This is a genomic window from Colwellia sp. MB02u-6, from assembly GCF_014077095.1.
Lineage (GTDB): Bacteria > Pseudomonadota > Gammaproteobacteria > Enterobacterales > Alteromonadaceae > Cognaticolwellia.
Genome location: NZ_JACGVG010000037.1, coordinates 15,860 through 31,254, shown reverse-complemented (window position 1 = coordinate 31,254; position 15,395 = coordinate 15,860). Strand labels below are relative to the sequence as shown.

Annotated in this window: 7 protein-coding genes; 4 read left to right on the top strand and 3 right to left on the bottom strand. The window is 40.6% G+C overall.

Features of this window, described 5'->3' with window-relative positions; all coding sequences use genetic code 11:
- Window positions 1–388 precede the first annotated feature (388 nt).
- Window positions 389–4,849 carry a glutamate synthase large subunit gene (gene gltB / locus H4J46_RS14025; protein WP_182234088.1) on the top strand — a complete coding sequence of 1,487 codons (4,461 nt, stop codon included), beginning with the start codon at window positions 389–391 and terminating at the stop codon, window positions 4,847–4,849.
- A gap of 27 nt (window positions 4,850–4,876) precedes the next feature.
- Window positions 4,877–6,325 (top strand): FAD-dependent oxidoreductase, encoded by a 1,449-nt coding sequence (locus H4J46_RS14020; RefSeq protein ID WP_182234087.1) that lies wholly within the window; start codon window positions 4,877–4,879, stop codon window positions 6,323–6,325.
- A gap of 357 nt (window positions 6,326–6,682) precedes the next feature.
- On the opposite strand, the gene H4J46_RS14015 is transcribed toward H4J46_RS14020, so the two are convergent.
- Complete coding sequence (locus tag H4J46_RS14015) at window positions 6,683–8,905, bottom strand: diguanylate cyclase (protein ID WP_182234086.1); 2,223 nt, start codon at window positions 8,903–8,905, stop codon at window positions 6,683–6,685.
- A gap of 256 nt (window positions 8,906–9,161) precedes the next feature.
- Window positions 9,162–11,057 carry a beta-ketoacyl synthase gene (locus tag H4J46_RS14010; protein WP_182234085.1) on the bottom strand — a complete coding sequence of 632 codons (1,896 nt, stop codon included), beginning with the start codon at window positions 11,055–11,057 and terminating at the stop codon, window positions 9,162–9,164.
- Window positions 11,058–11,193: 136 nt separating this feature from the next.
- On the opposite strand from H4J46_RS14010, the gene H4J46_RS14005 reads away from it, so the two are divergent.
- Complete coding sequence (locus H4J46_RS14005) at window positions 11,194–12,213, top strand: GlxA family transcriptional regulator (RefSeq protein WP_182234084.1); 1,020 nt, start codon at window positions 11,194–11,196, stop codon at window positions 12,211–12,213.
- 107 nt (window positions 12,214–12,320) lie between these two features.
- On the opposite strand, the gene H4J46_RS14000 is transcribed toward H4J46_RS14005, so the two are convergent.
- Window positions 12,321–12,632, bottom strand: a complete 312-nt coding sequence (locus tag H4J46_RS14000; protein ID WP_182234083.1) for a metalloregulator ArsR/SmtB family transcription factor — start codon at window positions 12,630–12,632, stop codon at window positions 12,321–12,323.
- A 159-nt stretch (window positions 12,633–12,791) separates the two neighbouring features.
- Between H4J46_RS14000 and H4J46_RS13995 the strand changes: the two genes are divergently transcribed.
- The gene (locus tag H4J46_RS13995) at window positions 12,792–15,389 is read left to right on the top strand and encodes an RND family transporter (RefSeq protein ID WP_259365879.1); all 2,598 of its coding nucleotides are present in this window, start codon (window positions 12,792–12,794) and stop codon (window positions 15,387–15,389) included.
- The last annotated feature ends 6 nt before the right edge of the window (window positions 15,390–15,395 follow it).

Sequence of the window (15,395 nt, the reverse complement as noted above, 5' to 3'; positions counted from 1 at the left end):
GCAACAACCACGGCTAAAATACTCAGCGCTAATTATAACGCTGAATAAATAGTGCATATGAAATACGATAAAGATTAGTGCCTTAAAAAATTAAAATGTAATAAAATTACAAAAAAATAAGGTGATATTAATCTGATTGGCTAAATACCGTGCATAAACTATCAAAGATGATGAAAAAAACCTAAAAATCAAGCTACCTGCTTTTATCTGCCAATAGTTATGTAAAATAATAACGAGTATTTACTCTATTCAGATTGACGTTTTAATTTTAAATGTTTAATCTGATAAGTCCTTAGCGACGAATGCTGGATTACTTATGCACTTAAAGTATAACTTTATTCTAATTTAACCAAGCTGAATTGCTGAGGTCTTTATTTAGGAGAAGATAATGCAACTTTACGACCATTCATATCAAAAAGACAATTGTGGCTTTGGGCTTATTGCCCATCAGCATGGCGAAACAAGTCATAAGCTCGTAAAGACTGCCATTCAAGCCTTGGACCGAATGCAACATCGTGGGGGTATCGCTGCCGATGGTAAAACTGGTGATGGTTGCGGTTTATTAATGCAAAAGCCTGACAGTTTTTTCCGCGCAGTTGCCGAAGAAAATAACTGGCCATTAGGCCGAAAGTACGCGGTAGGCATGATTTTTCTTAATCCAGATCCTATTAAAGCCAGCGCGAGTAAAAAAATTCTAGAAGAAGAATTAGCACGTGAAACCCTTACCTTAGTTGGCTGGAGAATTGTCCCTACCGATACCAGCACCTTAGGTGAAATTGCCAAAGGTAATTTACCGGCTATAGAACAAGTTTTTGTTGATGCGCCATCAGGATGGCGAAATCGAGATCTTGAACGCCGGTTATATATGGCCAGACGACGGGCAGAAAAACGCATCAGTGATGAACGTTTTTATGTCGCCAGTTTGTCGTGCTTAGTCACCATTTACAAAGGCTTAATGATGCCGGTAGATTTACCCAATTTTTATTTGGATCTAGCCGATATTCGTATGCAAACTGCTATTTGTCTATTTCATCAGCGCTTCTCTACTAATACCTCGCCCGAGTGGCACTTGGCACAACCTTTTCGTTATTTAGCACACAACGGTGAAATTAATACCATTAAAGGCAACCGTCAATGGAGTAGGGCGCGCACCCACGGTTTTAGATCGCCGTTATTACCCGATCTACAAGATGCAGCGCCCTTTGTTAATGAATGCGGCTCTGACTCTTCATCATTAGACAACATGCTTGAGTTATTTATGGCTGGTGGCATGGACCTTTACCGCGGCATGCGATTATTAATGCCACCCGCTTGGCAAAGTAACCCATTAATGGATGATGATTTAAAAGCTTTTTATGAATTTAACTCTATGCATATGGAGCCTTGGGACGGACCCGCAGGTGTTGTGGTCACCAATGGCCGGCACGTAGCCTGTAATTTAGACCGAAACGGTTTACGACCTGCACGCTATGTTATTACTCGTGATGGTTTTATTACCTTAGCCTCTGAAGTAGGTATCTGGGATTACGGCGAAGATGAAGTGGTTGAAAAAGGCCGCGTAGGCCCAGGCGAAATGTTAGCCATTGATACCTATACAGGAAAAATCTTTAACTCTAATGCTATCGACAATGAGTTAAAAGTTCGTCACCCCTATCGTCAATGGTTAGACAATAACATTCGTCGCTTAGTCCCTTTTGATACATTAGCAGCGAACTTGATTGGTCAACGGATATTTAGTGATCAAGAAATCGCTCAATATCATAAAATGTTTAACTTCAGCTACGAAGAAATACATCAGGTTGTCAAAGCATTAGCTGATAACGGTCAAGAAGCTACCGGTTCGATGGGCGATGACACCCCTATGGCGGTATTATCGAGTCAGTCGCGTTCGCTTTATGATTATTTCCGCCAACAATTTGCTCAGGTCACTAATCCACCCATTGACCCTTTGCGTGAACGCTATGTTATGTCGTTAGGCACTTGTATCGGCCGTGAGCATAATGTTTTTAATGAAACGACTGACCATGCCGACCGTATTCTATTTGCTACACCGGTATTAATGTATACCGGCTTAAAACAATTACGCGAGCTAGACCCTGAACATTACCGCTCAGACACCTTAACCTTAAACTATGATCAAGCAGAGGGCTTGGAAGCTGCTATCATTCGCTTGTGCGATGAAGCCGAGACATTAGTCAGAGATAAAAATACCGTAATCTTAGTGTTATCAGATCGCCATATAGATAAAGGTATGTTGCCTATTCCTGCGGCAATGGCGGTGGGTGCAGTGCAAAAACGTTTAGTCGATACGCAATTACGTTGTGATTCCAATATTATTGTCGAAACTGCTTCAGTGCGTGATTCACATCAGTTTGCCGTGCTGCTTGGCTTAGGGGCAACGGCGATTTACCCTTTCTTAGCTTATGAGACTATTGAACAACTGGTTGAACAAAAGCAACTTAACCTCACAGCCCGCGAAGCGATCGTAAATTACCGTGAAGGCATTAATAAAGGCCTATTAAAGATATTATCAAAAATGGGTATTTCCACCATTGCCAGCTACCGTTGTGCCGGACTATTTGAAGTTATTGGTCTTAATAGTAAGATTATGGCACTTTGTTTCCCTGATCTGCCTAGCCGTATTCAGGGCGCTGACTTTACCGACATTGAACAAGACAATATAAACCTAGCTCGCAAAGCCTTTATGCCACATCAAAAAATGAGTCATGGCGGTTTACTAAAATATGTCCACGGCGGTGAATACCATGCCTATAACCCTGATGTGGTGAGCACGCTACAAGCGGCGGTACGCAGCGGTAACTATAGTGATTACAGAATATTTGCTGACCACGTTAACAAACGTCCACCCGCAGCATTACGTGATTTATTAGCCCTAAAAGACGATCAAACCGCCATTGATATCTCCGCAGTTGAAGTAGAGTCTGCACTGTTTAAACGCTTTGATAGTGCCGCTATGTCAATTGGTGCATTGAGTCCTGAAGCACATGAAGCGCTAGCGATTGCGATGAATCGCCTAGGTGGCTTCTCAAATTCTGGAGAAGGCGGTGAAGACGAGCGCCGTTACGGCACAGTCAAAAACTCACGTATTAAGCAAATTGCCTCTGGGCGCTTTGGCGTTACACCGCACTATCTGGTGAATGCTGATGTGCTGCAAATCAAAGTAGCACAAGGTGCTAAACCGGGTGAAGGTGGTCAATTGCCCGGTGATAAAGTCACACCTTTAATTGCAAAATTGCGTTTTTCAGTGCCTGGAGTAACCTTAATATCACCACCTCCACATCACGATATTTATTCGATTGAAGATCTCGCACAACTGATTTTTGACTTAAAACAAGTCAATCCCAAAGCGATTATTTCTGTAAAACTGGTTTCAGGTCCAGGTGTTGGCACTATCGCCTCAGGCGTTGCCAAAGCCTTTGCTGACTTTATTACTATTTCTGGTAATGACGGCGGCACAGGTGCCAGCCCATTAACCTCAGTTAAATATGCCGGTTGCCCGTGGGAGCTTGGCCTAGCTGAAGCGCACCAGTCACTGGTAACAAACGGTTTACGCCACAAAGTGCGTTTACAAGTTGATGGCGGTCTAAAAACTGGCTTGGATATTGTTAAAGCCGCTATTTTAGGTGCGGAAAGCTTTGGTTTTGGCACCGCGCCTATGGTGACTTTAGGCTGTAAATTTCTGCGTATTTGTCATTTAAATAATTGTGCCACGGGTGTAGCAACACAAGATGAAGTACTACGTGAACAATTCTTTAAGGGTTTACCTGAGCAAGTGATGAATTATTTTAAATTTATTGCTCAAGATGTACGTGAAATTTTAGCCAGTTTAGGCGTTGAAAGCTTAACCGCTATTATTGGCCGTACAGATTTATTTGTCCCCTTAACCGGTATTACTGCAAAGCAAGAAAAACTAGATTTACGTCCCATTATTGCGCCGGTTGTCGCCAGTGATGATACGACCTTATATCAAACCGCTAGCAATGAACCCTTTGACAAAGGCGTGTTAAATCAGCGTTTACTCGCACTTGCCTCACATGCTATTGCCCACAGTAGTGGCGGCGAATATCGTTTAACGATTCAAAACACCGATCGATCTGTCGGTGCTTCATTATCGGGTGAAATTGCCGCTAAACATGGTGACCAGGGCATGGCAGCTGACCCCATTAAAATATTTTTCAATGGCACTGCCGGTCAAAGCTTTGGTGTCTGGAATGCTGGCGGCTTAGAAATGACCCTAACAGGTGATGCCAACGACTATGTCGGTAAAGGTATGGCCGGTGGCAAATTAACCATTAAGCCACCTAAAGGCGTGGAATATTTAAGTCATAAAACCATGATTATGGGCAATACCTGTTTATACGGAGCAACCGGCGGTAAGCTATACGGTTGTGGCCGTGCAGGTGAGCGTTTTGCGGTGCGAAATTCCGGCTGTCATGCTGTTATTGAAGGTACCGGTGATCATGGGTGTGAGTATATGACCGGCGGTATAGTGACCATTTTAGGTCAAGTTGGCGTTAATTTTGGTGCCGGTATGACTGGCGGCTTCGCTTATGTTTTAGATGAGCAAGACGACCTAGCCATACGGCTGAATAATGAATCAATTGAAATGTTAGCGATAGATAAGCTTAATATTCACCAAGAACATTTACGTGGCATTATCAACCAACACTTAGATGAAACCGGCAGCTTAAGAGCAGAAGAAATTTTAACTAATTTTGCCACTTACGCCCCACTATTTAAGCTAGTTAAGCCAAAGGCCGTTGATGTTAAAACCCTATTGGGACATCGTAGCCGTTCATCTGCAGAACTTCGTGTTCAAGCACAATAATGAGTTCACACATGGAGAAGCTATTTTATGAGTAAAAATATTTATCAATTTATCGATGTTAAACGCATCGAACCGCCTAAAAAATCAATAGCACAGCGCAAAATAAATTTTGTAGAAATTTATCAACCTATGAGTAACGAGCAAAGTGCAGGCCAAGCGGATCGATGCTTAGATTGCGGTAACCCTTATTGTGAATGGAAGTGTCCTGTGCACAATTATATCCCACAATGGTTAGAGTTAGTTACTGATGGCAAAATTATGGAGGCTGCAGACCTTTGTCATGAAACCAACAGTTTGCCTGAAATGTGTGGTCGTGTTTGCCCACAAGACAGACTTTGTGAATCAGCCTGCACGCTCAATGATGAATTTGGCGCCGTTACTATTGGTAATATTGAAAAATATATTACCGATACCGCTATAGCTCAAGGTTGGAAACCTGATTTATCTCAAGTCGTTGCAACCGGTAAGCGTGTGGCCATTATTGGCGCTGGCCCTGCTGGCATAGCTTGTGCTGATGTCTTAACTAGAAACGGTGTTCAAGCTGTTGTTTTTGACAAACATGCGCAAATTGGCGGCTTACTCACTTTTGGGATTCCCGCCTTTAAATTAGAAAAAGAAGTTATTCAAACCCGTCGAGAAATTCTTGAAGGTATGGGGATTGAGTTTCGTTTAAATATCAATGTCGGTGTCGATATCAGCTTTAGTGATATCAGTAATGAATTTGACGCAGTGTTTTTAGCCCTTGGCACCTACACTGACATGACAGGTGATTTTGAACATGAAACCGCGCCAGGTGTATACAAGGCATTAGATTTTTTAACGGCGAACACGCAAAAATTAATGAAAATCTCTCAAGAGGATGGCAATGTTAACGCCAAACCTTATGTTAACTTTTCAGCTAAAAAAGTACTTGTGCTTGGCGGTGGTGATACCGCGATGGATTGTGTCCGTAGTTCAATTCGCCAAGGCGCAAGCGAGGTAACTTGTGCCTATCGTCGTGACGAAGCTAATATGCCAGGCTCACCACGTGAAGTAAAAAATGCCAAAGAAGAAGGCGTAGATTTTCAGTTCAATATTCAACCAATCGATATTGCAACTGATGATAACGGTCATGCTTGTGGCGTTAAATTTATCAAAACACAACTTGGTACACCAGATGTTAAAGGTCGAAGAAACGCTGAAGCTATCGCCGACTCTGAGTTCATTATGCCTGCTGATGCCGTGGTTATTGCTTTTGGTTTTATGCCAAGCCCACCACAATGGATGAAAGATGCTGGTGTTAAAGTTGATGCAAAAGGACGAGTAATTGCAACAGATAATAGCAGTTTTGCATTGCAAACCACTAAGGAAAATATTTTTGCTGGTGGTGATATGGTGCTAGGCTCAGATCTTGTCGTCACCGCTATCGATCAAGGTCGAAAAGCCGCTATGGGCATGCTAGATTTTGTTTTAACCGCTCAAGAAAAAGAAGCATAGTATTGCCTAAAAAATCAGCCTAATAACAAGCGGGCTAATAACAGTCAGGCTAATATTTTGCTGACTTAACTAAGGTGAATCTGTTTGGCATAAATCACTTTAAAGTATGGCTTGGCCATATTTTAAAGTGAAATTGATCAGCAAGCACCTTGACGCATAATAACCATAACTTCAAGCTTACGACTTATCTTTTAATACAAATTTGAACACTATTATTACCCTCAAATGGCGAGCGTTTTTTTGTTATCAAACCCAGCAGACTACTTACCGAGCTTGTTATTCTGCCGTATTTATTGCGCAAAAAAGTCTCACTATTTTTATTGACGTAATTTATGTTCATATTAGTGATAACTCAGCTTAGTTATCACTAATATGAACTAACTGATTTATCGATAATTGATTACGACCATTGTCTTTTGCTTGATAGAGTTGTTCATCAGCAAGTGTGATCCAATCAGTAATTTTTTCAGAATATGTCGCATTAACCGTCACCACGCCAATAGATATAGTGACACTTATAAACTCCCCAGTGTCATGTTCAAAGTGATGCTGGGCTATTTCTTGACGTAATTCTTCAAGCTTGTCTAGCATAATGCCTTGCTCATCATGTTGCGCAACAATAATAAATTCTTCACCGCCAAAGCGTGCCACAATATCACTGCGTCGAGGAAACTTATTATTCATGACTTCAGCAATATATTTTAAACAGCGATCACCCATTAAATGACCATATTCATCGTTAAGCTTTTTAAAGTGATCAAGATCTAGCATAGCCACCAACATAGTGGCATTATTTCGAGCCAGTATCGCTTGTAACTCAATAAATTTATGGTTCAGATAACGACGATTATATAAACCGGTTAAACTATCTTTGTTGACTAATTTTTTTAGGGCCCTATTCGCTTCATTCAATGCTTGGGTACGTGTTTCTACTTTATCTTCTAAAATAAATTGCTGCTTAAGTAAACGCTCTTTCGACTGCTGTAATTCCTCATACAAGATTAAAAAATCAGTAGGCGCCGCGTAAGGTATAGTTTTATAACCGCTTTTACCTCCACCGTGAGCAAGCTCTTTTAAAGCAAATGCTAATGGTCTACTCAAAGTGCGAGCAAATTGGTTTGCTAAACTAACCACGAAAATAAAAATAACAAATAACGAGATAAAAATAGTCAAATATTGTTGCTCTACTAAGGCTAAAATTTGCCTATGCTCAATTAAAACAAATATTTTCCAGCCATTATTAAGTACTGATTGACGGTATAAATAATGTTGTTTATTGGCACCATAAGTGTCAATCGTCAGTAGTTGGTTTTTAGCATCCGCTTGATCCAAAGAAAAATTAAATTTCGACAATGTCGCCAGGGCTAAATTTGCATCAGCATAAATAATATTGTCATTTTCATCAGTTAATACCAGATCAATTTCGCGATCATTGGCAGCATAACGATTAACCTGCTCAAACAAATTAAGATTTAGCGAACCTTCAACAATACCAACAGGTTTATTGTTCTTATCAGCATTATCGTTAGCATAAATTGGCGCACTAATAGCAATAATAGGGTCAGCACCAAAACCTCGACCCAAAAAAACTGAGGAAACATAAAGCGATTGCTGAAAAAAGGCTTGGGAAAAATATGAGCGGTCGGCAACACTAAAGCCACTTTTAGGCAGTTTTTCCATTAAAGCACGCGGTGAAGACGTCGCTAAGTTACCATCCTGATTGGCAATCAGCATGGTCAAAAAACCAGGGTAAACTTGATGTACTTTAGTCAAGGCATCATCATAATGATTGGGCTCAATAACCGATAACTTATTCGCTACTTGGGCAATGGCCTTCTTATGCTCATCAACATAATTTTCAATAATACGCCCCGCGTACTGACTGCTAATATCAAGCTTATCTTGAAATTGTTGGTCTTGAATATTAGTTAAACTTCGACTTAAAAATAAACAAACGCCAACCACAAAAAAAGCCGACATGACCCATAAAATATACTGCAAGTATTGTTTGAGATTTTTCACTAGCGGTGGTTGTTGTGATTTGATCCAACCACTCAATTTATCACCAAATACAAAAATCAAGATAACAGCCAAAGCAGTATAAAAAATCCCATTGATACTTTGTTTAAACAAAGAAAATATTAAATATTCTGGTGCATTAGTCGTAGTGAATTGAATTAATAATGCGGTCAGTGGCATACCAATAACCAACCAATACAAAAAGTCTGCTGTCGGTAAATACCAACCACGACTTCGCAAATAAGAAACAAAAAGCGCTTCGCAGCCAAAAGTTAAAAAACCAAAGGGATGACCCCAAATAATTAACAACGGCGCGACACAAATCAAAGCACATAGTAGGGTCAATGCGGGGCGAAGATAGGCGGCAGCAATAATAAACACAAGGTTACCAAGCACTAAGAAAATACTATAGGCGAGCTCTATTGGGTAACTATTGAGCAAGGCGCCCGTTAAACCTAAAACTAAGGCGAATAAGATCGGGCCAATTTGAGGAGGTTTAGGCTCAACAATATCATGATCATTGTCAAGCTTTAGAGCAATTTCAATAGGCGCTATAGCCATATATAATCTACCATTTCAATAGTTATTAAATTACTATGATGTGCACTGTATAGTGATAAAAGCTGCGAAAGTGATTAAAGTTACTAAAGTTACTAAAGTTACTAAGAGCATCTCCTCAAAGCAAAATATGCTCTATCAATCATAAAATATTAACAACTTCATACCAATATAACCATAATTTATAGTGCATTAAATACAAAAGCCCTGTCAATATTATTGCAGGGCTTTTGGCAAACTTTCTAGATTTTTATTAAAATTAAACCATATCAGCAAACGGATTCTTTGCAGGCAGCACTATTTTATTAGTAAAGCCGCTGACACTAATATCTTCATCCGTAATCGTAAGATCGTCATCCATTAACGTACCATCGCCAAAACGGTAAATAATTTGAAAATCCCCACTATCGGCTTGCGCTTGATATTTAACTCTTGCTTGTTCTACCACAGTGGTTTTATCACGGTAAGTGAGCATCGCAGCAGCGCCGTGGCGTTTTTCCATCATCGCTAAGGTTACCGCTGGAGAAAACAAGGTCGCTGTAGCGTTGTTGCCACCAAAACCTTTCGAGTTAATAAAGGCGACATCCATATTTTGGCAATGCCAATGCTCAGTAGCAATATTTAAACGCTCGTTATAAACATCATCGGCAACTTTATCAATGGTGGTAATACCTGGCATAATATTGTGAGAAAATATTCCTAGCGCCATAGCCACCTGATCGCCACTGGCTGGGCCAATAGTATGGCCCACAAAGGCTTTAGGTGCTGCTACAGGCCAATTATTAATATCAAAACTCTTGGCAATACGATCATAAATTAACGATTCAGTAACACGGTTTTGCGGGGTACTCGAGCCGTGTGCTAAAATAAAGCTACGTTGCTGAACTGACTCCGCGCCAATAATCGACTTAGCCAATGAAACTGACTTTGCCATAGTAATATAATTACCGGGTCCTGGTGCTGTAATTGACTTTTTAATACCGTCGGCGTTAGTAAAAACATCCGCCACTGACCCTAAAACATGCATACCAAGCTCTAGCGCTAAGGCATCATCCACTAAAACAATAAACTGCGCGGCCTCACCAATGGTAAAACCACAGTTATCACCAAACGGGCGACTAGTGCGACGATGATCAGCGACACCATTACCATCAATTTTTTTCAACCCTTCTTCATTTGCCAGTGCACTCATGTTGCCAAAACCTTCCACAACTTCAGGCGTAATAGCACAGTCATTACTCCCCACAATTGCCAAGCGAATGCGCCCTGCTTGAATATCTTGTACTGCCGCTTTTAAGTTATATAAAAAAGTGGCACATGCGCCGGTAGAGGTAAAGGTTGTTCCGACACTGCCAGTAACATAAGCATTGATAAAGTCAGTCGACATGGTGTTTAAACCAAGGGCTAAATTTTTTGTTGAAACACGCTCACCTTTTTGGCGATTTTGCATCATGCCACCCAGGCCTTCCGCTTGAGTTTGACCAAATACCGATGCTGAGTATGTACCTATTTCATCAGGACAAATTTTATCAACAATTTCATTCCAACTATAACCCGTTGAATGAATAGCATCGGCGGCGCCAAAAATAGTCGCTTGTAGACCACGAGGCTGATAACGACTGTTATATAAACTGGCGGGTTTAAAACCTGTTGGAAATTGGCCCGCAGCTTTAATGGGATTATCACGAGTTGAGTCATGTTTGACTTCAATTTCACCGGCAATATCAACACGAACACGTTTATCTGCTAGTTCAGTGATTTGCCATGTACGCGGTAATGGCTTTGGTAAGTCACGAGCACGGGTTTCAAAACTAATACCCTTTTCGCCAGTGTCCATCGTCAATTTTTGCTGCCATGGCGTCGCATCAGGGTCAAAATGTTCATTTTCAATTTTGCGGATTAAGGTGCCCGCTAAAATTTCTTCACCGAAACGTTTTTCAACCTCAGATTTATCAACTACCTTACCTTGGGCATCAAGCAACTGTCCGTCTTGACTGGTCAATAAATTCATTAATGTTGCTAAACCAACAAAAGTTTCCTGGCGAGCTTCCGCATTTAATTTATCAATAACAATGCGGCGAAAGCCCTGATGAAACGAAGTTCTACCCGCGGCATTAATACCGCCCATGCCAACTATAATAGGTAACGCAGTCATGAAAAAATCTCTTTAAAGTCAAACAGTAATATTTATGTCAATCAGTGTAAGAGTTAGCGAAAATAAATAATATTCATTTACAGCCATAAAATATGTCAAAATAGCCAAATAAGTAGAATAAAGAGTGATGAGGTTAATGAAGACAAAATTTAAACGCCGTAAAGACAATACCATCAACATTGCCTTGTTACTTTATGATCACATGCTAGCAACCAGTGTCAGCCTGCCGGTTGAAATGTTACGTGCGGGCGAAGCGGTGGCTTTGCAAGCAAACCGCCATGCACCGCGTTTGTCTATTCAAATGGTTGCTGAAAGCATTAAACCGATATCAACTCGTGCTTTGATTAAACTACTGCCTGATATAGATATTGACCATGCTCAACGGCCTGATTTTGCCTTTATTCCTAGTTTGTGGCGCAATCCCAGACCGACCATTGCTCAACAACCAAAAATGTTGCGGTGGTTAAGTGAGATTTGGGGCAAAGGATCAACCTTAATTGGCGGTGGTACCGGTGTTTGCTTAATGGCTGAGGCCGGTATTTTAGACTATCACCCAGCAACAACCCATTGGCACTATGTTGAGCAATTTAAACGTGATTATCCCAAAGTGGATTTGAAGCCAGATTTTTTTATTACCCAATCGGAACGCACCTATTGTGCGGCCAGTGTAAATGCCTTAGCGGATATTGTTGTGCATATTATTTTTCAGATTTATGGCCAAAATGCCGCACAACAAGTAGAGCGAAATTTTTCCCATGAAATTAGAAAGCCTTACGAAGAACAGCGTTATTTGGAAGGTGCGGTAGATCGCCACCCTGATGAATTAATCAGCCAAATTCAATTTTGGTTAAAAACCAACTTAAATACTGAGTTGAGCTTAAATGACATCGCGCAGCAGTTTGGTATTAGTCAACGCTCATTTACCCGCCGATTTAAATACGCCACCGGTATTAATGCGACACAATATTGGCAACAATTAAAAATACAAACCGCGAAGGAATTATTAGCCGCGAGTAATTTATCCATTCAAGAAGTGGCTTTTCAAGTTGGTTATCAAGACCAAGCAAACTTTACTCGCCTGTTTAAGCAAAGACTAAATATAACGCCAAAAGCTTACCGAGCAATGGTGAGAAGAAAATTATTTAGTAACGACTAAGCGGCTAATATCAGGAAATTTTTTATTGTCCTATCTTAGTGCTTGAGTTCTAGGGCTTTAGTGCTTAAGTAATCCCCTGTGAGTTTTAGTATTGGGCATAGTAAAGTTTATGCGCAAAATTCACTATGCAACAAACTAATCAGTTTCACTACTGAAGGGTTGGCGATACTGTAAAATATGGTTTGTGATTCGCGTCGCGTTTTAACTAAATTATCTTGACGTAATCTGGCTAAATGTTGCGATAGGCTTGATTGGCTCAAATCGACAAAATTATTGAGTTCATTCACTGACATTTCTTTTTCGCCCAAATGACATAAAATCAACAGCCGATGTTCATTACTCATTGCTTTCAATAAGTCCGCAGCTTGCGAAGCATTATTACGCATTTCTTTTATATCAATTGAGGCTAACTCAGCCATTTATTACTCGCTATTCATTATCGCAAAAAAATCGTTTTATCGCGTAAAATTATTTATAGTTGGATATTACATTAGACACTGCTAATATAAAAGTACATTACATTTTTCTAATATACCTTAACGTTGTAATGAACGTTATAATGTAGACAAGGAAGCATTTTGAACTACCAACGCATATTAAACTTTGCCATTGCAAAGCCAAAAGTTATCTATAGCTTACTATTACTGATCACACTATTGAGTGTGGCAATGCTACCCCGAATAGCCATTGATACCGATCCTGAAAATATGCTCAGCCAAGATGCACCGGCGCGGGTATTTCACAATCAAATAAAAACTGACTTTTTAATGCGCGATATGATTGTTGTTGGCTTAGTCAGTAAAAATACTATCTTTACGCCTGAAATCTTAAGCGTTGTTGAGCAATTAACTAACCAAATCCTGCAACTTGATGGCGTAATTAAACAAGATTTACTGTCGCTCAATGTGGTCGACAATATTCGCCAGTTAACTAACGAGCAAGGTGTTAACCAAGGTGTTTTATTTGAATACCTGATGAAACAAGCGCCAACTACACTTAAAGCAAGCCAAGACATTCAGCAAGCAGTGAAACGTTTACCTATGCTGAACAACACCTTGGTCTCTGGCGACAACAAAGCGGTCGCCATTTATGTGCCTATTATCGCCAAAGATCAAAGCTATATTATTGCTGAACAAATTCGTCACTTAGCCGCTAATATCAGCACTATTGAGCAAGATAATTTAGCCATTCACATCACAGGTTTGCCTGTGGCTGAAGACCAATTTGGCTACGAAATGTTTGTCCAGATGGGTGTCGCAGCGCCATTAGCGGGTTTAGCGATATTTTTATTACTGTGGTTTTTCTTTCGCAATTTTGCCTTGATCATTGCCCCTATGGTGGTGGCTATGGCAACAGTATTAATTATCATGGGCAGCTTAATTGGCTTAGGTTTTACCGTTCATATTATGTCTTCGATGATCGCGATATTTTTGATGCCGATAGCCGTGGTTGATTCGGTGCACATTTTATCAGAATTTGCTGATCGTTTTAAAGCTGGTGATGACGGGTCAAAAACCATTAAAAAAGTGATGGGGCATTTATATAAACCCATGCTATTTACCTCAATTACCTCTGCCGTTGGCTTTTATTCCTTGATGTTAACCCCTATTCCACCAGTAAAAGTTTTTGGCGCCTTTATCGGTACCGGCATTTTATTAGCCTTTGTGTTAACCATTACTTATATCCCCGCCTATATCGCCCGCATGAAGCCTGAAACCTTAGCCAAATTACAGCGCGCTATCGCACTGATGGAACAAAAAGGTAAATTAGCCACCCGCCTAGAGAAATTAGGCGCTTTTTCAATTAAACGTGGCAAACTTATTTTGATCGCTTTTATCACTTTATTTGCGGTCAGCCTAGTCGGTGTTAACCGCATTATCATTAATGACAACCCAGTGAATTGGTTTAAAGCGGATCATGAAATTCGTATCGCTGATAAAGTCCTTAATCAACACTTTGCCGGAACCTATGATGCTTGGATAGTGTTTAGTAATAACCAACCACCACCACAAACCGCCCTTAATAGCTTTAGGGAAATACTTGACGGTGCGAATGAGAGCGAAGCAAAAACCACTATTGCAGAGCGTTATAAACAGTGGTTAAAGCATAATAACCATGAGAAAGTCAGTTTTTTCACGCAAGATTTATTAATACAGCTTGATGACTTTCGCTTTAGCGCAAGTGCGCTAGAGCAACCTTGGCTTGAACAACTTTATAAGGTCAGCGCGCAAGCGAACAATGCCCAAAAAATATTTACCGACCCTGAGATGCTTAATTGGCTCGCCACATTACAAAGCGCTATTGTCAATGCAGGCGATGTTGGCAAGGTTAATAGTTTGACCGATATCATTAGTACCGTTAACCGTGAATTAAACTCAGGTGACGATAAAGACTTTGCTATTCCTAGTAGCAGTAATGGTGTCGCACAAACCTTATTGCAATTTCAATCGTCTCATCGCCCACAAGATTTATCACACTTTGTTAGCCAAGATTATCAACGGACACTTTTATGGCTGCAAATGAGCAGTGGCGACAATCAGCATATGGCTAGCGTGGTGAGTTGGTTAGACGATTACATAGTTACCAATCCGCCCCCTATCGACGTTCAGCATCAATGGGCTGGTAAGTCATACCTCAATGTTGTTTGGCAAGACGCCATGGTTAGCGGCATGATCGATAGCCTACTGTCGTCATTTGTTGTGGTGTTTTTTATCATGGTGCTACTCTTTAGATCGATAAAATATGGCATATTAGCCATGCTGCCCCTGACCTTTACCATCACCATGATCTACGGATTAGTGGGTTGGTTTGGCAAAGCTTATGATATGCCTATCGCGGTGCTTTCAGCATTAACACTGGGCTTGTCTATTGATTTCGCCATTCATTTTCTTCAGCGTGTGCGCGAACTTGAAATTGAAAAGCAAAGCCTAAGTTTGGCATTACAAGCTATGTTTCAAGAACCTAGCCGTGCTATCGCCCGCAATGCCATTGTTATTGCTATTGGTTTTACGCCATTATTGTTATCGCCACTGATGCCCTATATCACGGTGGGCTTGTTCTTAGCCAGCATCATGATTTTATCCGCCTTAGTCACCTTAGTATTACTACCGGCCATACTGACACTATTAGCTCGGCGTAATAAGACTAAAACAACAAAAAATTTAGCACAATCATAAGGACAC

Bases quoted from the DNA above. Each gene is read 5' to 3' on its own strand.
- gltB (WP_182234088.1), top strand. From the start codon at position 389: ATGCAACTTTACGACCATTCATATCAAAAAGACAATTGTGGCTTTGGG.
- H4J46_RS14020 (WP_182234087.1), top strand. From the start codon at position 4,877: ATGAGTAAAAATATTTATCAATTTATCGATGTTAAACGCATCGAACCG.
- H4J46_RS14015 (WP_182234086.1), bottom strand. From the start codon at position 8,905: ATGGCTATAGCGCCTATTGAAATTGCTCTAAAGCTTGACAATGATCAT.
- H4J46_RS14010 (WP_182234085.1), bottom strand. From the start codon at position 11,057: ATGACTGCGTTACCTATTATAGTTGGCATGGGCGGTATTAATGCCGCG.
- H4J46_RS14005 (WP_182234084.1), top strand. From the start codon at position 11,194: ATGAAGACAAAATTTAAACGCCGTAAAGACAATACCATCAACATTGCC.
- H4J46_RS14000 (WP_182234083.1), bottom strand. From the start codon at position 12,632: ATGGCTGAGTTAGCCTCAATTGATATAAAAGAAATGCGTAATAATGCT.